Annotated in this window: 18 protein-coding genes; 10 read left to right on the top strand and 8 right to left on the bottom strand. The window is 67.6% G+C overall.

The genetic code is table 11. The features are described from left to right. Positions 1-476 precede the first annotated feature (476 nt). Positions 477-2,873: a DUF3772 domain-containing protein gene (locus ACVOK1_RS05485; protein WP_481561393.1), complete on the bottom strand. Its 2,397-nt coding sequence runs from the start codon at positions 2,871-2,873 to the stop codon at positions 477-479. Positions 2,874-3,094: 221 nt separating this feature from the next. Beyond that, positions 3,095-3,343: a hypothetical protein gene (locus ACVOK1_RS05480; RefSeq protein WP_481561367.1), complete on the bottom strand. Its 249-nt coding sequence runs from the start codon at positions 3,341-3,343 to the stop codon at positions 3,095-3,097. A gap of 187 nt (positions 3,344-3,530) precedes the next feature. Here ACVOK1_RS05480 and ACVOK1_RS05475 point away from each other — a divergent pair, with 187 nt between their 5' ends. From ACVOK1_RS05475 to ACVOK1_RS05465, 3 genes are all read left to right on the top strand, one after another. Continuing rightward, positions 3,531-4,025 (top strand): lipocalin family protein, encoded by a 495-nt coding sequence (locus ACVOK1_RS05475; protein WP_481561365.1) that lies wholly within the window; start codon positions 3,531-3,533, stop codon positions 4,023-4,025. Positions 4,026-4,040: 15 nt separating this feature from the next. Beyond that, positions 4,041-5,249 (top strand): NAD(P)/FAD-dependent oxidoreductase, encoded by a 1,209-nt coding sequence (locus ACVOK1_RS05470; protein ID WP_481561364.1) that lies wholly within the window; start codon positions 4,041-4,043, stop codon positions 5,247-5,249. A 124-nt stretch (positions 5,250-5,373) separates the two neighbouring features. Further along, the gene (locus tag ACVOK1_RS05465) at positions 5,374-5,862 is read left to right on the top strand and encodes a hypothetical protein (protein ID WP_481561363.1); all 489 of its coding nucleotides are present in this window, start codon (positions 5,374-5,376) and stop codon (positions 5,860-5,862) included. Positions 5,863-5,962: 100 nt separating this feature from the next. Here ACVOK1_RS05465 and ACVOK1_RS05460 read toward each other — a convergent pair whose 3' ends face one another. After that, the gene (locus ACVOK1_RS05460) at positions 5,963-6,397 is read right to left on the bottom strand and encodes a PepSY domain-containing protein (RefSeq protein WP_313178790.1); all 435 of its coding nucleotides are present in this window, start codon (positions 6,395-6,397) and stop codon (positions 5,963-5,965) included. A gap of 151 nt (positions 6,398-6,548) precedes the next feature. Between ACVOK1_RS05460 and ACVOK1_RS05455 the strand changes: the two genes are divergently transcribed. The 3 genes from ACVOK1_RS05455 to ACVOK1_RS05445 are packed head-to-tail and all read left to right on the top strand — an operon-like array spanning position 6,549 to position 8,814. After that, complete coding sequence (locus ACVOK1_RS05455) at positions 6,549-6,839, top strand: PepSY domain-containing protein (protein WP_406236407.1); 291 nt, start codon at positions 6,549-6,551, stop codon at positions 6,837-6,839. Continuing rightward, a complete protein-coding gene (locus ACVOK1_RS05450; protein ID WP_481561362.1) occupies positions 6,839-7,498 on the top strand; it encodes a response regulator transcription factor in 660 nt (219 codons plus the stop codon). Before ACVOK1_RS05455 ends, ACVOK1_RS05450 begins: the two co-directional genes overlap by 1 nt. Beyond that, positions 7,495-8,814: an ATP-binding protein gene (locus ACVOK1_RS05445; protein ID WP_481561361.1), complete on the top strand. Its 1,320-nt coding sequence runs from the start codon at positions 7,495-7,497 to the stop codon at positions 8,812-8,814. The genes ACVOK1_RS05450 and ACVOK1_RS05445 overlap by 4 nt, the downstream gene beginning before the upstream one ends. A gap of 253 nt (positions 8,815-9,067) precedes the next feature. Here the strand turns inward: ACVOK1_RS05445 and ACVOK1_RS05440 are convergent, their stop codons facing one another. Together ACVOK1_RS05440 and speA are read right to left on the bottom strand one after the other, a co-directional pair. Continuing rightward, positions 9,068-9,388 (bottom strand): DUF6122 family protein, encoded by a 321-nt coding sequence (locus tag ACVOK1_RS05440; protein WP_079223965.1) that lies wholly within the window; start codon positions 9,386-9,388, stop codon positions 9,068-9,070. Positions 9,389-9,430: 42 nt separating this feature from the next. After that, positions 9,431-11,320 (bottom strand): arginine decarboxylase, encoded by a 1,890-nt coding sequence (gene speA / locus ACVOK1_RS05435; RefSeq protein WP_079223967.1) that lies wholly within the window; start codon positions 11,318-11,320, stop codon positions 9,431-9,433. Positions 11,321-11,511: 191 nt separating this feature from the next. Here speA and speE point away from each other — a divergent pair, with 191 nt between their 5' ends. After that, entirely contained in the window at positions 11,512-12,363 is an 852-nt protein-coding gene (speE, locus tag ACVOK1_RS05430; protein ID WP_150455674.1) for a polyamine aminopropyltransferase, read from the top strand. Positions 12,364-12,480: 117 nt separating this feature from the next. Here the strand turns inward: speE and ACVOK1_RS05425 are convergent, their stop codons facing one another. After that, positions 12,481-13,386, bottom strand: a complete 906-nt coding sequence (locus tag ACVOK1_RS05425; protein WP_174208738.1) for an aspartyl/asparaginyl beta-hydroxylase domain-containing protein — start codon at positions 13,384-13,386, stop codon at positions 12,481-12,483. Between the two features lie 222 nt (positions 13,387-13,608). Here ACVOK1_RS05425 and ACVOK1_RS05420 point away from each other — a divergent pair, with 222 nt between their 5' ends. Together ACVOK1_RS05420 and ACVOK1_RS05415 are read left to right on the top strand one after the other, a co-directional pair. Further along, positions 13,609-14,568, top strand: coding sequence for an alpha/beta hydrolase (locus tag ACVOK1_RS05420; RefSeq protein ID WP_481561360.1), 960 nt, complete (start codon positions 13,609-13,611; stop codon positions 14,566-14,568). Positions 14,569-14,769: 201 nt separating this feature from the next. Then, positions 14,770-15,426, top strand: a complete 657-nt coding sequence (locus tag ACVOK1_RS05415; RefSeq protein WP_481561359.1) for an RIO1 family regulatory kinase/ATPase domain-containing protein — start codon at positions 14,770-14,772, stop codon at positions 15,424-15,426. 96 nt (positions 15,427-15,522) lie between these two features. Here the strand turns inward: ACVOK1_RS05415 and ACVOK1_RS05410 are convergent, their stop codons facing one another. Further along, positions 15,523-15,861, bottom strand: a complete 339-nt coding sequence (locus tag ACVOK1_RS05410) for a P-II family nitrogen regulator (protein ID WP_079223976.1) — start codon at positions 15,859-15,861, stop codon at positions 15,523-15,525. Positions 15,862-15,995: 134 nt separating this feature from the next. Between ACVOK1_RS05410 and ubiK the strand changes: the two genes are divergently transcribed. Continuing rightward, entirely contained in the window at positions 15,996-16,250 is a 255-nt protein-coding gene (gene ubiK, locus ACVOK1_RS05405) for a ubiquinone biosynthesis accessory factor UbiK (protein ID WP_164074203.1), read from the top strand. Between the two features lie 72 nt (positions 16,251-16,322). On the opposite strand, the gene ACVOK1_RS05400 is transcribed toward ubiK, so the two are convergent. Next, complete coding sequence (locus ACVOK1_RS05400; protein ID WP_481561358.1) at positions 16,323-17,072, bottom strand: radical SAM protein; 750 nt, start codon at positions 17,070-17,072, stop codon at positions 16,323-16,325. Between the last annotated feature and the right edge of the window lie 134 nt (positions 17,073-17,206).

Below are 17,206 nucleotides of genomic sequence, written 5' to 3'. Positions count from 1 at the left end.
ACTGCTGGTGGTGGGCGCCGACCATTGGTCGGCACATCTGTCAGATATCGAATAGATCATCCACGCATGGCGTGGATCTACTGGCAACGGGAGCTGTTGATAGGTGCCGACCGTTGGTCGGCACATCTGTCAGATATCGATATTCGACCCCGTGCCGCCCAAGGGGGGGCACCCACCAACATCCCTGGGAAACTGTCGAAGGCGGGGTGGGTCCGGTTGAGGGGGTGTGAGCCGCATGGGCCCGAGGCATGCCTCGGGCGGGTTGGGCAGGACGCCCAACCCCGGTCTTGCCGTGTGCGCAGGACAGCGCACACGAGCAAGCCGCGACCAAGCCCCCATGGATGGGTTCACGGCGTCCCCCTCAACCGGACCCACCCCGCCATCCCACGGATAGCCCGCTGTTGACTTTGAGGTTGCCGGCCAGCGGCCGGCACTACCGCAGGTGCAGGGCTGCAAGCCCTGCAAAAAGACCCCCCTTACTCCGGAGGGGTGTCGCGTACCAGATGGATGTCGGTCGGGGTCGACAGCGGGATCTCCCGCTCGGCCATTATCTGCAGCAGGCTGAAATACAGATCACTGCGCGTGCCATACACCTGCCGCGGGCTCGCCACGTAGGCGAAGCTGTTGAACGTGATCTGGCCACCGGCAATGCTGTCGATGAACACCGACGGCGCCGGCTGCTGCAGCACCGCCTGGTGCGCGCCATAGGCATCCAGCAGCGCCTGCTTCAGGCCCGCCACATCGGTGCTGGTCGGCACCGCGAACTGGATCTGGATGCGGCCCTGGTTGTTGCCCATCGTCATGTTGCGGATGGTCTTGGTGATCAGCTCCGAGTTCGGCACGATCAGCGTCGACTTGTCGCCCACCTGGATCTCGGTCGAACGCACGTTGATGCGGCGGATGTCGCCTTCCTGGTCACCCAGCTTCACCCAGTCGCCGATCTTCACCGGCCGCTCGGCCAGCAGGATCAGGCCTGACACGAAGTTCTGGATGATCGCCTGCAGGCCGAAGCCAATACCCACCGACAGCGCGCTGGCCAGCAGCGCCAGGTTCTTCATGTCCAGGCCCATCGCGGTCAGCGCCCACAGGCCCACCAGGATGATGCCGACGTAACCGGAGATGGTGCTGATCGAGTTGCGCGCGCCCAGGTCCAGCTCGGTCTTGGGCAGGTAGGTGTCGGTCAGCCAGCGCTGCATCAGCTGGGTCAGGCCCACGCCGATGAGCAGCACCAGCACGCCGGTGACGATGCGGCCGGGCTGCAGCGTCAGGTCCTTGTTGATCGTGATGCCGTTGGCCAGCGCAGCGATGCGCTCGACGATGGTGCCGACGTTGCCGAACGGCGCGGCCAGGGCCAGCAGCGCGATCAGCACCACCAAGGTGCGCAGCATCGCCGACAGCAGCACGCCGGCCTGCTCCAGCCGCGACACGCTCAGGCCGGTGCTCAGCAGGATGGTCTGGCCGACCTTGCTGTCGGCGTTGAGCAGCCAGGTGCAGAGGTCATCGACGAACTTGAACAGCAGCAGCGCCGCCAGCACCACGATGCTGCCGCCGATCAGCTGCTGGCTCACGAACTTGGCGAAGTTCACGTACCCCAGCAGGGTGGCGATGATCGCCGCAGTGACGGCGAGGTTGCCGGCCACGCGAGCCAGCACCAGCCAGCTGCTGCGACGCACCGGTACCGCCGCACCCACGCCATCGGCCTGCGCCTCCAGCTTGGCCTCGGCTTCGGCAGTCTGGCGGCGATGCAGTCGGGACAGGGTCACCAGCATGGCCAAGATCAGGCCGAGGTAGGTCAGTGCGATCACGCCGTCCAGCGCCACCGTGGTCACATCGCTGGTGCGCGTGGCCCGGTCGATGGCCACCAGCACCGTGCTGAACCAGGCCAGCGCGGCCGCGCCCCAGGCGTACTTGCGCAGCTTCAGCGCGGCGGTGTCATCCAGGTTCAACAGGCGCCATGAGGGCCGCGTGGGCACCAGCAGGCAGGCGCTGAGCGCGGCGATGAAGGCGGCGGCGAAGCTGGCCGCCTGCACGCCGTCGGCGACGTTCTGCAGGCGCGGGGCGATACCGCCGATGGCATTGAGCGAAGCGATGAACACCACCACCGCGTAGCCCGGCAACAGCGTGCCGACCAGCAGCAGCCACATCGCCAGGCCAGAGCGGCGCAGACGGCCATCAGGCGCGCGCTCGGAGGCGGCGAAGCGGCGACCCAGCGCGCGCAGCCACAGGCGCAGCGGGAACATCATCACCAGCGCGGCCAGCAGGCCCAGCAGCGGCGTACCCCAGCCTTCCTTGTCCAGGGCGGCCACCAAGGCATCACGGCCCTGCGCCGCCAGCGGCGTAACCCGGGCGATATCCACCGGCAGCTGCTTGGCGACCTTGCGCCACAGCGCGGGCGACAACGGCGAATCGACCTTCTGGCCCAGTTCCTCGGTGCGCTGCGCGGTGCGCTGCTTCTCGATATCGTTGGCAAGCTGGCCGGCGCGCACGGCGCTGGCCTTGGCCTGCGCGACCGAAGACGCCAGCGCATCACGCTGGCGGGTGAGGTTGCGGCGCTGCGTCGCCAGCTCGGGCAGCTCGGTGGTGCCTTCCGGCGCCGTGCCCAGCTGGGCCAGCTGCTCGGTCAACTGGTCCAGCTGCGGCTGCAGGCTCTTGTCCAGCGCCCCGGCATCGCGGCGCACCTGCGATGCGGTCTCGGACAGCATCGCCAGCGTTTCGGTGGCCTCGGCGGAATCGCGCTTGCGCTCCACGTCCTTCAGGCTGGCATCGAACTGGGCCAGCTGCTGCTTCGGCGTCGGGTCGTCGTCCTGGGCCAGTACCGGCGCGGCCAGCAGCAGCGCACCACACAACAGCAGCGCCAGCCACGGGCCACGCATCAGGATCGTTCGGAAGAAGGAAAGCAAGCCAGCCACACCGGTTCGCGCGGACCACCGCGCCTGCGCGCGACTATACGGCACGGCTGGTAAAGGCCGGATGGACGGCCACGCCAACACCGACCGGGGTAGAGTCGACCGTTGGTCGACTACCGCGCGCAGCGCGGGATTTTCAGCGCTTCCCGCAAAGGGCAGTCGACCAACGGTCGACTCTACCCAAGCCGTCAGTACTTCAAGCGCAGCTCCTCCACCTGCGGCTGCTGCAGCGCGTACCAATCCTGGAACTCCTCTTCGCTGATCTCATCCGGCGCATACACGGCGATGGGGTGCCAGTCGTGGTCGGTTGGCAGCGGCTGGCGCGGGCCCGCGCGCAGGCTGTAGCTGACGCCCTCGTAATTCACCACGTGGTCCACCTGCGGCCACTGCTCGCGGGCAAACGCGGTTTCACTCTTCAACAGGATCACCTGGTACATCGGCACCTCCACTTCGCTTGTATGGGGAAAAAACCCGGCGCTGGCGCAAGGATAGCGCTGCGCCGGTGACAGCTGCGCCGCCGCGCGGGCGACGCATTGTTCTGGACGTGGGCCTCGCCCCGGCTTCACCTGCCCATGGCGAGCCCGACGGCATGGTGGGACACCCTTATCCACGACGCTGGACACGATGACCGACCACCCGCCGCTGAAGACCGTCGCCGACCTCAAGCTGCCCCGCTACCTGGGCACCTGGTACGAGATCGCCCGCCTGCCCATGCGCCACGAGCCGGAGGGCTGCACCGACGTGTCGGCGCATTACGAACTCCTGGAAAACGGCAACGTGGGCGTCACCAACCGCTGCCGCATGGACGGCGAGGTTGAGGAAGCCTCGGGTGAGGCATGCGCCGTGGACAACGACGTGGCCCGCCTGGAGGTCAGCTTCCTGCCCAAGGGCCTGCGCTGGCTGCCCTTCGCCAAGGGCGACTACTGGGTGATCCAGGTGGCCCCCGATTACAGCGTGGCACTGGTCGGCAGCCCGGACCGCAAGTACCTCTGGCTGCTGGCGCGAGAGCCGAAGCTGGACACCACCGTGCAGGAACATTATCTGGCAGCGGCCCGCCTCCAGGGCTTCGATCTGTCCGAACTGATCAAGACTCCCCACACCGGCCGCCCCACTGCCTGATCGATCGGTAGCCCCATGGACCTGAAGAGCGGTTACCCCTGGTGGGCCGTGAGCAATGGGCTGATCCAGGCCTTCCCGCCGCTGCAGCAGGACCTGCGCTGCGATGTCCTGGTGGTGGGCGGCGGTGTCACCGGCGCGCTGATCGCCGATGAGCTGTCCGGCCACGGCCACGAGGTCGCGGTGATCGAGCAGCGCGACATCGGTTGGGGCAGCACCGCGGCCAGCACCGCCCTGCTGCAGTACGAGATCGACACCCACCTGCTGGACCTGGCCCGCCAGTACGGCACTGATGCCGCGGAACTGGCCTACCGCGCCTGCGCCGAGGCCATCCCGGCCCTGGGCGAAGTGGCGCGCGGGCTGAAGAACGTCGATTTCCAGCGCATGGACAGCCTCTATCTGGCCAGCCGCCATCGCGGCGTGCCGGTGCTGATGGCCGAGGGTGCCGCACGCCGCCAGGCCGGACTGGACGCCCGCTGGCTGCAGCCGGACGACCTGCAGCAGCGCTTCGGCGTGGACGCTGGTGGCGCGCTGCTGACCCGCCAGGCCGCGCGGGTCGATCCCTACTGCCTCACCTATGGCCTGCTCAAGCGCGTGCGCCGCCGCGGCGGCCATGTGCATGACCGCACGGTGCTGCACAGCCTGGAGGCCACCTCACGCGGCGTGACCGCACGTACCGAGGCGGGGGCCACCATCCGTGCGCGCCACGTCGTGCTCGCGATGGGCTACGCCAACCAGCGCTGGATCGACCAGCGGGTGGCGCGCAACCGCAGCAGCTACGCCTTCATCACCGACCCCATCGATGCCGACGTGCTGGGCCCGCTGCAGCGCACGATCGTGTGGGAAAGCGCACGGCCCTACCTGTACCTGCGTGCCACCGGCGAGGGCCGGCTGCTGGTGGGCGGGCTGGACGATGCCATCGACATCCCGGCGCGCCGCGACCGCCGGGTGGAGGGCAAGGCGAAGCAGCTGATGAAGCAGCTGCAGCACTGGTTCCCGCGGCTGGACCCGACCCCGGCGTTTTCCTGGGCGGGGACCTTCGCCGAGACCGCCGACGGCCTGCCGTTCTTCGGCCCGCACCCGCAGTGGGGGCCGCGCGTGCACCTGGCCATGGCCTACGGCGGCAACGGCATCACCTATTCGATGATCGGTGCCGGGCTGCTGCGGGCGCGGATCGAGCGGCGCCGTCACCCGCTGCAGGATCTTTTCGGGTTCGGCCGGGTCTAAGGGAATCCGGGCCTGGCCCGGATCTACCACAAGCCGGCGGCGACAGGCATCATTCAAGCAACGCCTGTTAGCGTCGGCCTGTACCGCCGCGCGTGGCGCGGTCCCTGCCCGTTGGAGCATCGCGATGATCCGTCCCCTGACCCTGCTGCTGTGCCTGGCCAGCCTGCCCGGGACCGTGCTTGCCCAGTCCGCTGCCGGCGCCACGGCACCGCAGTCGCCCGGCCTGGACCTGTCCGTGCCGCACGCACCGATGCGCTATCTCAATGACCCGACCGTGCAGCAGGACCCGCCGGGCACCTACTACGGCGACAAGAGCGGCCCGCGCGTGCACGACGACGCCCGCATCGCCGACGTGACCGACGACAAGCTGAAGGTGTCCGGCAGCTTCACCACCGGCATCGGTTATTCGAAGGGCTACGGCAACTCGCACTACAACGCCGCCACGCTCAACCTCAGCAAGAACTACACCACCGATGAAGGCAAGACCCACGGGGTCAACCTCAACATCCATGTCAGCGAAGGCAAGGGCCCGGGCTTCGGCCCGTATGGTGGTGGTTTCTATGGCGGCGGTGGCCCGGGTTACTGGGATTACCCGCCGCCGTACGGCTGGTAAGCAGCTCCCGCTGCGCTCGCCGGGCATGGCCCGGCGCTACCTCCTGCCTCGTAGAGCCGAGCCCGCGCTCGGCTGCGCATCGCGCCTGCCGTTACCGACCTCAATCCAGCCAGCCATCGCGCTCGCTGTGCAGGATCCGCCCGTCATGGCCGCTCAGGCGCACTTCCACGCGCTGGTTGCGGGCGTTGCGCGCTTCCAGCGACCAGGTCGCGCCATCGCGTTCCAGCGAATGGATCTCGCGCAGACCGTGCGCCTGCGCCTTGGCCAGTACCTGCTCGGTGCCCAGCAGCGCGCGGCCATCGTGCTCGTCGAAGATCTCGCCGGTCTTCGGGTCGACATACACCTCGCTGAAGCGACCATCGGCACGGCTGACATCGGCTTCCCACAGACCATCATCGCGCTCGATCTCGTGGATCTGGGTGTAGCCGGCCTTGCGCAGGGTCTGCTCGACCTGGGCCATGCCCAGCGGGGCCGCCTGCACGGCGGGGGCGAAGGCCAGGGCGGCGACGGTGGCGAGGGTGAGCGACTTCAACATGGGGGTTCTCCTGTTCGATGCCGGACCATCCCGGCACCGCCACGATGCCGGGCGCGGTTAACAGCCCCTTAGCCGGCACTGTTAGCCAATGGTTAGCCGCAACCGGCACACTCGCGCCATCCTCCCCGCATGGCTGCCCTCCCCCGTGACGCTGCTGTTCGCCCTGCCCCTGCTGCTGGCCCTGACCAGCCCCGCGACCGCCGCCCGGCCTGCCCAGGATCCGGCGCAGGATGTCGCGCGCCGGGCCGTGCAGCAGGGTCGTTACGTCGCGCTGGAAGGCGTGGTGCGCGATGCGCTCAAGCGCCACCCCGGCCAGCTGCTGGAAGTGGAACTGGACGATGGCGTGTACGAAGTGGAGATCCTGCGCGCCGACGGCGTGGTGGTGGAGCTGGACTATGATGCGCGCAACGGCAGGCTGCTGAAGACGGAGCTGGACGACTGATGCGCATCCTGCTGGCCGAGGACGATGCGGCGCTGGCACAGCGCCTGCAGCCGCTGCTGGAACAGGCCGGTTACGTGGTGCAGACCGTGGCCGATGGCCGCCAGGCCGAAGAGATCGGCCAGATCGAGGATCTGCAGGCCGCCATCGTCGACCTCGGCCTGCCCGGGCTGGATGGCCTGAGCGTGATCGAGCGCTGGCGCAGCAACGGCCGCAGCTTCCCGGTGCTGGTGCTGACCGCACGCGGGCGCTGGCACGACAAGCTGGCCGGCTTCGATGCCGGCGCCGATGACTACCTGACCAAACCCTTCCAGGCCGATGAACTGGTGCTGCGCCTGCGCGCCCTGATCCGTCGCAGCCATGGCCATGCCAGCCCACGCCTGCAGTGCGGCCCTTTGCAGCTGGACGTCAACGCCGGGCGCTTCGAACTGGACGGCCAGGCCCTGACACTCAGCCCGCAGGAGTTCCGCCTGCTCAGCTGCTTCATCCACCACAGCGGCCAGGTGATCGGCCGCGACCGCCTGGGCGAACAGGTGTTCGATGGCGGCCTCGACCCGGATTCGAATGCGCTGGACGTGCTGCTCGGGCGCGTGCGCCGCAAGCTCGGCAGCGACCTGATCCAGACGGTGCGCGGCCAGGGCTGGCGGCTGGCCGCGCCGTGAGCGGGCAACCCTCGCTGCGCCGCCGCCTGCTGCTGGCCGGTGGCATCGGCCTGCTGCTGGTTTCGCTGCTGGCCAGCGCGCTGCTGGGCGAACTGTTCAAGCGCAGCGCGCGCGACCGCCTGGACCATGAGCTGCAGCAGGATCTGCTGACCCTGGTTGCACAGATGGAAACCACGTCTGACGGGCAGCTGCAGCTGCGCCAGGAGCCCAACGATGCGCGCTTCCAGCGGGTGTTTTCCGGTGCGTACTGGCAGATCGCCAACCGCCAAGGCGAGGTGCTGCTGCAGTCGCGCTCGCTGTGGGATGAAACCCTGCCGGCCGCGGCAGCCGGCGAGGCCACCCGCAACCTGCCCGGCCCGCTGCAGCAGGCGCTGCGTGCGCGCGTGCAGGAGGTGCGCCTGCCACGCGCCACCGAGGCGTATCGGGTGACCGTGGCCACCGACCGCAGCGCGCTGGATGCCGATGTGGCGGCCTTCCGCCAGCGCACCGCGCTGGCGCTGGGCGTGCTGGTGGCGATCTGGCTGGCGGTGCTGGCCAGCCAGGTGCAGTTCGGCCTGCGCCCGCTGCGGCGCCTGGCCCATCAGCTTGAACGCGTGCGGCGCGGGCAGGCCCAGCGCATCGACACCGATGGCCTGGGCAGCGAGATCGTGCCGCTGGGCGAGGAGCTCAACGCCCTGCTCGAGCACCAGCAGCGGATGGTCGCGCGTGCGCGCACCAGTGCCGAAGACCTGGCCCATGCATTGAAGACGCCGCTGAGCGTGCTGGCCGCCGAGGCCGATGGCGACGGGACGGAATGGCGCACGACCGTGCGCGAACAGGGCACGCGCATGCAGGCCAGTGTCGACCGCTACCTGGCGGTGGGCCTGGCCGCGGATCATCGCCAGCGCACCGGCGTGGCGCCGGTGGCGAAGGCGCTGTGTGGGCTGATGGCCCGTGTGCACGGCGAGCGCGGCGTGGTGTTCGGTGCGGAGGGCATCGACGAGGCGCTGCAGTTTGCCGGTGCGCGTGCAGACCTGGAGGAAATGCTGGGCAACCTGCTGGACAACGCCGGCAAGTGGGCACGGCAGCAGGTGTCGATCACCGCGGCGATTGAGGAAGGGCAGCTGCGCATTGATGTGCGCGACGACGGCCCCGGCCTGGCCCCCGATGCGCTGGCGCAGGTCACCCAGCGCGGTGTGCGCCTGGATGAGCGCGAAGGCAGCAGCGGACTGGGCCTGGCGATCGTGGGAGACATCGCCGCCAGCTACGGCGGGCGACTGGTGCTGGAGAACGCCGAGCCGGGGTTGCGCGCGGCGATGTGGTTGCCGGTGGGGTGACCTGCCGTTGCGCTCGCCGGGCATGGCCCGGCGGTGCACAGCCGGGGTCGGATCCCTTGCGCAATGCGCAAGGGCTCTGACCCCATCCAGGCACTGCGCATCCACGCATGGCGTGGATCTACTACGGGCATGGCCTACCGGGGTCGGATCCCTTGCGCAATGCGCAAGGGCTCTGACCCCATCCAGGCACCACGCATCCACGCATGGCGTGGATCTACTACGGGCATTGCCCGGCGGTGCACGACATCCGCCGTCAGCGGTGATGCATCCACCAGCAGTCGATGGCATCCAGCGCGATGTGGATCATCAAACCAATGCCCACCAGCCGCGTTTTCTTCGGCACGCACAGCCCCGCATACACGGCAATCGCCGGTGCGGTGTGCAGCGGGTGGAAACCGATGCTGCAGCGGTTCGGCGCGTAGATCGGGTCGGCCAGCAGGTGGTCCAGGTCGATGATCCAGCCCAGCAGCAACAGCAGCCAGGCCGAAGCAAACCGCTTGCGCCAGAACAGCCATGCCAGCAGGGCTGGCACGGCGGCATGCAGGAACAGATGGAAGATCGCGCGCGCGCTCATCGGCGTCGGTCGCGCCGGGTCATGCCCGGCGCACCGCAGGCATCAGGCCAGCGGTTCGTCGGACAGGTAGGTGTAACCGGTCAGGCCGGCTTCCAGCGCCTGCGACAGTTCCTGCGCACGTTCCGGCGACAGCTCGGCCGCCGCCACACGCTGGGCATAGGCCGCGCGCAGGTCGTCCAGCTTGTAGCCCACGTAATCCAGCATCACGTCGGTGGTGTCACCGCGGCGCTGCTGGGTGATCGCGTAGCCATCGGCATCGGCCACCACTTCCACGGCATCGGTATCGCCGAACAGGTTGTGGATGTCGCCCAGGATTTCCTGGTAGGCACCGACCATGAAGAAACCGATGCGGTAGCTCTCGCCGTGCTTCATCGCGTGCAGCGGCAGCGAGGTGTCCAGGCTCTCGTTCTCGACATAGGTCTTCACCATGCCGTCCGAGTCGCAGGTCATGTCGGCGATGATGCCGCGACGGTCCGGGGTCTCGTTCAGGCGCTCGATCGGCACGATCGGGAACACCTGGTCGATCGCCCACGCATCGGGAATCGATTCGAACACGCTGAAGTTGACGAAGTACTTGTCGACCAGGCGCTCGTTCAGTTCGTCCAGCGCCGGGCGGTGGCTCTTCTCGTCGTAGCTCAGGCGCGCACGCACACCGTGGGCGATGGCGTAGAACAGATCGTCGATGCGCGCACGCTGCGGCAGGTCGATCTGGCCCAGCGCGTAGCTGGCCAGGCCTTCGGCGTGGAAGTGCTGCGCTTCCTGGAACAGTTCCACGGCCGGGCGGGTGTCCAGTTCCTCATGGATCTCGCGCAGGTGGCGGATCGAGGCCGGCTCGTCGTCGTGCTGGTCCGGCACGCGACCTTCCTGCGCCTGCTCCACTTCAGAGACGTTGGCGATCAGCACCGCGTGGTGCGCGGTCATCGCGCGGCCGCACTCGGTGACGATGCGCGGCGGGGTCAGGCCGTGTTCTTCGCAGGCATTGGCCAGCGGCTGCACGATGTTGCTGGCGTACGAGTTCAGCCCGTAGTTGATCGAGCAGAAGCTGCGCGAACGGGTGCCTTCGTAATCCACGCCCAGGCCGCCGCCCACGTCCACGTGGGTGATCTTCGCGCCCAGCTGTGACAGCTCGACGAAATAGCGGGTGGCTTCGCGCATGCCGTTGGCGATGTCGCGCACGTTGGAGATCTGCGACCCCATGTGGAAGTGCAGCAGGTTCAGGCAGTCGGCGTATTCGGTATCGCGCAGCGACTTCCACAGGTCCAGCAGCTGGCGCGGGGACAGACCGAACTTGGCCTTGTCGCCACCGCTGTTCTGCCACTTGCCGGCGCCCAGCGAGGCCAGGCGCATGCGCACACCCAAGCCCGGCTTCACATCCAGCGCCTTGGATTCCTCCAGCACCAGCTTCAGCTCGGACGGCTTCTCGATGACGATGAAGGTCTGCAGGCCCAGCTTGCGGCCGATCAGGGCCAGGCGGATGTACTCGCGGTCCTTGTAGCCGTTGCAGACGATCAGGCCACCCGGGCGCGACAGCGCCAGCACGGCCATCAGCTCGGGCTTGCTGCCCGCTTCCAGGCCGAAGCCTTCACCGTGGTGGCTGGCCAGGGTGCCGGCCACGCCGCGGTGCTGGTTCACCTTGATCGGGTACACAGCGGTGTAGCCGCCCGGGTACTCCCAGTCCTGCTGGGCCTGGGCGAACGCCGCCTGCAGCTTGCCCAGGCGCTGGCCGAGGATGTCCGGGAAGCGCACCAGCAGCGGCAGCTTGGCGCCGCCGGCACGTGCCGCGTCCACCACCTTGGGCAGCGACACCACCGGGCCGTCTGCCCCGGTCGGTCTCACCACCATGTGCCCGGCCTGATCCACATCGAAATAACCATCCGCCCAATGCGGGATCGAGTAGGTCTTGCGGGCTTGGTCGAGGGACCAATCGGTCATTGCAGTCGGCCTTGTTGGCAATAAAAGGGGGGGCATGATAACGCCTATATGCCCACAGGTTCGTTATCATGCGCGCCCGCGCCCGTGGCAGGTCTGAACCTGAACGGGCCGATCCGTCCGGATGTGGCATCTGTGCCACGCGGCCCCGCCCGCCAGCCCGGCTTCAACCCTCCGAACAGGACCGTAATCCAATGACTGACAGCAGCAACTGGTACATCGAACACTTCGAACGCACTGGCTCGGCCATCGGCTTCCGCATCACCGGCAAGCTGGACGAGGTGCAGTCGCCGTTCCAGAAGATCGAGATCTTCCAGACCACCGACTGGGGCAACCTGATGACCATCGACGGGGCCATCATGCTGACCAGCAAGGACAACTTCTTCTACCACGAGATGATCAGCCACCCGGTGCTGTTCACCCACGCCGCGCCCAAGCGCGTGGTCATCATCGGTGGCGGCGACTGCGGCACCCTGCGCGAAGTGCTCAAGCACAAGGGCGTGGAGAGCGTGACCCAGTGCGATATCGACGAGCAGGTCACCGTGATGGCGCGCAAGCACTTCCCGGAACTGTGCGATTCCAACGATGACGCGCGCGCCGAACTGCTGTTCGACGACGGCGTGGCCTACATGGCCAACTGCCCGGCCGGCAGCGTGGACGTGGTGATCGTCGATTCGACCGACCCGGTCGGCCCCGGCGAAGGCCTGTTCAACAAGGCGTTCTACGAGAGCTGCTTCAAGGCCCTGAAGGACGACGGCATCCTGGTGCAGCAGTCCGAATCGCCGCTGATGCAGCTGGAGCTGATCAACGAGATGCGCACCGAGATGGGCAAGGCCGGCTTCGGCTCGTTCAAGACCCTGCCGTTCCCGCAGCCGTGCTACCCCACCGGCTGGTGGAGCGTGACCATGGCGCGCAAGGGCGAGAGCGGCTTCGACTTCCGCCAGGCCGACTCGGCTGCCAAGACCTTCAACACCCTGTACTACACCGCCGCGCTGCACACCGGCGTGCTGGTGACCCCGCCGTTCGTGCAGGCGGCGTTGAAGTAAGGCGTGCCGACCAACGGTCGGCACCCACCAATGAAAAACCCGCGCTGGCGTCAGCGCGGTTTTTTTGCTTTTGCGGTAGTGCCGGCCGCTGGCCGGCAACCCCATGAACGACCGCGATCAGATCGCCCAGATACCCGCAATCACCGCCACCACCAGACCCCACTTGATGACCTGGTAGGCCACCACGCTGCGCTCGCGCAGGGCCTTGGCCTTCAGGCGCACCTTGTACACGCCACCGAAAGCCTTGTTGACGCCACCGGTCGGGTCACCCGGCAGGTTCGGCGAGGCACCGCCGGCCAGCAGCGTGGACGCCACCGCGCGGTTGAACAGGCCCGGCAGGCCGAAGCGCAGCGGGCGGGCGATATCGCAGAACAGGATCACGCGGTCCTGGTCGGTCTCGTTGTGCGCGTGGTGGATGTAGGTTTCATCGAACATCATCCACTCGCCATCGCGCCAGCTCTTCTTCACCCCGTCCACCACGATGTAGCAGCCATCGTCGTTGGGCGTGCTCAGGCCCAGGTGCAGGCGCAGCGAACCGGCGAACGGGTCGCGGTGCGGGCGCAGTTCGCTGCCCGGCGGCAGCTGCGCGAACATCGCCGCGCGCACATCGGGAATCGACTCGATCAGCGCCACGGTCTTCGGGCACATGGCCTTGGCCGACGGGTGCGACGGGCCGTACCACTTCAGGTAGAAGCGCTTCCAGCCACGGCGGAAGAACGAGTTGAAGCCGGCATCGTTGTAGCTGCTGGAGGCGGCGATCTTCTGCGCATCGCGCAGCGCCAGCGCCTCGTCGCGGATCACCTGCCAGTTCTGCCGCAGCGGCTCCAGCTGCGGGAGTTCCTTGCCCGGGTCCAGGAACGGCGTGGTCGGCACCTTCGAGAACAGATACATGATGACGTTGATCGGGGCCATGAAGCTGGAGTGGTCCAGCAACTGGCGCGACCAGCGCGCGCGGACCTTGCCGCGGTAATGGATGTACAGCACGCAGGCCACGAACAGCGCTGCCAGGACAATCTTGATGATCAAAGCACTTTCCTCCAGCGGGCGCCGGACAGGGAAACGAACGATGCGGCCGCGCGGCCTGCACCAGGGGGGACGCGGCAGGGGACGGGGACGTGCCGGGTGGGGGCGGCCGCCGATGTCGCGGGTTAACAGCTTATGGTCCGCAGCCACTGCGCCGGGGTCAAGTTACCCGTGCGCCCTGTTCAGCATCACGTAGCTGAACAACCGGCCTACACTGCCCGGATGCCTGCCCGCGACCCCGCCCCCTACCCTGCCCTCAGCGCCCGCTACGCGGATTTCTTCCCGGACCAGCCCGCCGCCACGCCGCGCAGCGAGACCTTCCCCTGGGCAGGTGGTTCGCTGCAGCTGGACCGCCACGGCCCGGCCGATGCCGACGCCACCGTGGTCCTGGTGCATGGCGCCGGCGGCTACGGGCGCATGTCCGCCCCGCTGGCGGCTGGCCTGGCCGACGCCGGGCATGAAGTGCTGGCACCCGACCTGCCCGGCTATGGCCTGAGCGCCGCGCCCTGGACATCCATCGACTACGACGTCTGGAAGCAGGCCCTGCTGGCCCTGATCGACGCCGAGCACCAGCGCCGGCCGCGCCCGATCGTGCTGCTCGGCGCCAGCATTGGCGGCTACCTGGCCTATCTGGTGGCGGCCGAATCACCGTGGGTGCGGGGCCTGGTGGCGACCACCCTGGCCGACCCGCGCGATCCCGTGGTGCAGGCCGCGCTGGTGCGCCAGCCGTGGATGCGCGCCCTGCTGCCCACGCTGCGGCCCCTCAGCCGCCTCACCCGCGGCCTGCGCGTGCCGGTGCGCTGGTTCACCCACATGCAGCGCATGTCGCGCGACCCAGCCCTGACCGCGCTGGTCTGCGCCGACCCGCTGGGCGGCGGCAACCGCGTGCCGCTGGGGCTGCTGGCCTCGTTGTTCGACACCGCTCCAGCGCTGGAACCCGAGCAGTTCCAGCGCTGCCCGGTACTGATGCTGCACCCGGCCTGCGACGACTGGACGCCGGTGGCGATCAGCGACCGCTTCTTCCAGCGGCTGGCCGCGCCCAGGCAGCGGGTGCTGCTGGAAGCCTGCGGCCACTTCCCCATCGAGCAGCCCGGCCTGGACCAGCTGCGCGACGCACTGCTGCCGTTCGTGCAACGCATTGCAGGGCGACTGGATGGCAAACCATTGATTGCAAAGGCCTGAAGCGCTAAGTGAGACGAAATTGTCCGATCAGGCGCGACGAACTGTTCCAGCCACGACCCCGACATTTCTCCGACAAAACGTGGATTAGCGAACTCGGCGGTACTAAAATTCACTTAACGAAAGTTTAGCTACCTCCCCCAATCGTACCGGTTCGCTTGACGCTGCAGCGCCACCCACCGGGTCGTCGTCCGAGACCCCGCCATGACTTCCACTGTTTCCCCCTCCCCGTCCTGCGGCGATGACGCCGTGGTCCCGCTGCTGCTCAAGCGCGGTGAACGTTTCCTCGCCCCCGATGTGTACCGCACCTGCCTGGACGGCCGTCCGGCGGTGGTCAAGGACTACTCCCGCTACCGCGGCACGCCGGTTTCGCTGATCGCGCGCCTCATGGTGCGCCGCGAAGCGCGGATCCTGCAGCGCCTGGGTGGCTGGAAGCACGCCCCGGCCCTGCTCGGCACCCTCGGCGGCCTCGCCCTGGGCATGGAATTCATTCCCGGGCAGACGCTCAGCACCGCGCAGGCGGTGGGCAATGAAGTGTTCGACCAGCTGCAGCATGCGCTCAGCCGCCTGCACGCGGCCGGCATCACCCACAACGACCTGCACGGCACCAACGTGGTGGTGAGTGGTGGCGTGCCGGTGCTGCTGGACTTCACCTCGGCCTGGCGCGCCCCGCGCTGGCTGCGCCGCAACCCGCTCAGCCGGCAGATGCGCCGCAGCGACATGAAGAACCTGCTGAAGATCCGCCAGCGCGTGACCGGTCAGGCGCCGAGCGCCGCGCAGGCGGCCCTGGTGGCCGACCCGGGCTGGGTCGCGGCCGTGCGCCAGGGCTGGAAGCGGTTCTATAAGTGGGCGAAGCGGTAGAGTCGACCGCTGGTCGACTGCCCTTCCATCCGCACCCGAAATGCCCGCGCTGCGCGCGATAGTCGACCAGCGGTCGACTCTACCCAGCTGACGCGCTTACAGCGCGTCCGCGTCCAGTTCGCCGGTACGGATGCGCACCACGCTGCCCAGGTCGTACACGAACACCTTGCCGTCGCCGATCTTGCCGGTGCCCGCGGCCTTCACGATCGCCTCGACCACCAGTTCCACCTGGTCATCGGTCACCGCCACTTCCAGCTTCACCTTCGGCAGGAAGTCGACCACGTACTCGGCGCCACGGTACAGCTCGGTATGGCCCTTCTGCCGGCCAAAGCCCTTCACCTCGGTCACCGTAATACCGGTAACCCCACGCTCGGCCAGCGCTTCGCGCACGTCGTCGAGCTTGAACGGCTTGATCACCGCCATGACCATCTTCATCGTCGATCTCCTGTATTCCGGCGTGGAGGATAGCGCCTGAACGCGCCCGGCGCGAAACCGCCGCCGCCTGTGCGGGCGCGCGGCCCGCAAGTATCCTTATGCGCAGAACGGCCTGCCAGGCCACGGAGTCCCCCATGATCGACCTGAACCACCTCGATGACCTCGCCCGCCGCCTGAGCGACCTGGTCCCGCCGGGCCTGCGCGAGTCGCGCGAGGAACTGCAGGCCACCTTCAAGACCGCGCTGCAGGCCGGCCTGGCCAAGCTGGACCTGGTGACCCGCGAGGAGTTTGAAGTGCAGCGCGCGGTGCTGTTGAAGACGCGCGAGAAGCTGGATGCGCTGGAGGCGACTGTGCGTGAGATTGAGGGGCGGGATTCAGCCCAGGGCTGAGCGCTTGCCCCCCAGTAGATGTGACAGGGATGCGACCTCCGGCCATAGCAGAGGTCGCGCCCATAGCAGTGACTAGCCAGTGCGGGTGATCAGCGGACACCCAAGCTCTGATGCGTCACCTGACAGAAAGCCTCGCGTCCAGAACTTCATCTTCCCGGCGTCCAAGGCTACCGTCCCGTCTTCAGCCAAGGCCCCTACCACGTTACCCTCGCTGCCCAGCGCCACGGTGCACTTCCCAATACGCCCGTCCGCTCGGATAAGCATGTGGTTGGGTTTGGCGGCATAGCACACGTGACTGACGCGGAGACCCGACTCCTTCAGTGACTGGAACGCCGGGTTCGAATCTGAAAGCCCTGAAACCGAAACCTGGCTTTCAAACTCAGCTTCCACTCCATTCTCGACACAGAAGCCCTCGGCTTCAAAGTGCGCCTGCAGGAGCTTGGATATCCGGACGGCCTCGGCGTGCGTAATCATCTGCAGGGACTCGCCCTTCCCGCCAAGATTGGATATGTCGCGCAGAAACACCGTGAAGCGTTCATCTCCCTTGAAGTCACCACACAGCCGGCGCGAAAGCCGCATCAGACTTTCTTCATTTCCCGGCATGATGTGCAGCCGCATCATCACCGTGAAGCTGAGGCTGGAGGCCTTCATCGCAAGCAGGTTCTCGTAGATCCGATGAAACGTGCCAGCCCCAGAGGCATACCGTCGCGTCAGATCGTGAGCTTCCGAATCGCCATCCAGCGATATCTGGAAGAAGTTCACGCCAAGTGCTACAAGTTCACTGAACAACGGCGGGGTCAGCTCAAAACCGTTCGTGGTCATGCTGCAATCCAGCAGCTCGAGAGCCCCGGGTTCACCCCCGTTTTCACGGACACTTACAAGAAGGCCGATCCAGGCCATGAGGAGTGTTCATGTCAAAGCGTAGGAAGTTCAGTGCCGAGTTCAAGCGTGGTGCG

The organism is Stenotrophomonas sp. STEN087 (assembly GCF_056759115.1).
This window is presented reverse-complemented; position numbering and strand designations above follow the sequence as displayed.

Coding starts and splice junctions, on each gene's coding strand:
- ACVOK1_RS05485 (WP_481561393.1), bottom strand. CDS start 2,873: ATGCGTGGCCCGTGGCTGGCGCTGCTGTTGTGTGGTGCGCTGCTGCTG.
- ACVOK1_RS05480 (WP_481561367.1), bottom strand. CDS start 3,343: ATGTACCAGGTGATCCTGTTGAAGAGTGAAACCGCGTTTGCCCGCGAG.
- ACVOK1_RS05475 (WP_481561365.1), top strand. CDS start 3,531: ATGACCGACCACCCGCCGCTGAAGACCGTCGCCGACCTCAAGCTGCCC.
- ACVOK1_RS05470 (WP_481561364.1), top strand. CDS start 4,041: ATGGACCTGAAGAGCGGTTACCCCTGGTGGGCCGTGAGCAATGGGCTG.
- ACVOK1_RS05465 (WP_481561363.1), top strand. CDS start 5,374: ATGATCCGTCCCCTGACCCTGCTGCTGTGCCTGGCCAGCCTGCCCGGG.
- ACVOK1_RS05460 (WP_313178790.1), bottom strand. CDS start 6,397: ATGTTGAAGTCGCTCACCCTCGCCACCGTCGCCGCCCTGGCCTTCGCC.
- ACVOK1_RS05450 (WP_481561362.1), top strand. CDS start 6,839: ATGCGCATCCTGCTGGCCGAGGACGATGCGGCGCTGGCACAGCGCCTG.
- ACVOK1_RS05440 (WP_079223965.1), bottom strand. CDS start 9,388: ATGAGCGCGCGCGCGATCTTCCATCTGTTCCTGCATGCCGCCGTGCCA.
- speA (WP_079223967.1), bottom strand. CDS start 11,320: ATGACCGATTGGTCCCTCGACCAAGCCCGCAAGACCTACTCGATCCCG.
- speE (WP_150455674.1), top strand. CDS start 11,512: ATGACTGACAGCAGCAACTGGTACATCGAACACTTCGAACGCACTGGC.
- ACVOK1_RS05420 (WP_481561360.1), top strand. CDS start 13,609: ATGCCTGCCCGCGACCCCGCCCCCTACCCTGCCCTCAGCGCCCGCTAC.
- ACVOK1_RS05415 (WP_481561359.1), top strand. CDS start 14,770: ATGACTTCCACTGTTTCCCCCTCCCCGTCCTGCGGCGATGACGCCGTG.
- ACVOK1_RS05410 (WP_079223976.1), bottom strand. CDS start 15,861: ATGAAGATGGTCATGGCGGTGATCAAGCCGTTCAAGCTCGACGACGTG.
- ubiK (WP_164074203.1), top strand. CDS start 15,996: ATGATCGACCTGAACCACCTCGATGACCTCGCCCGCCGCCTGAGCGAC.
- ACVOK1_RS05400 (WP_481561358.1), bottom strand. CDS start 17,072: ATGACCACGAACGGTTTTGAGCTGACCCCGCCGTTGTTCAGTGAACTT.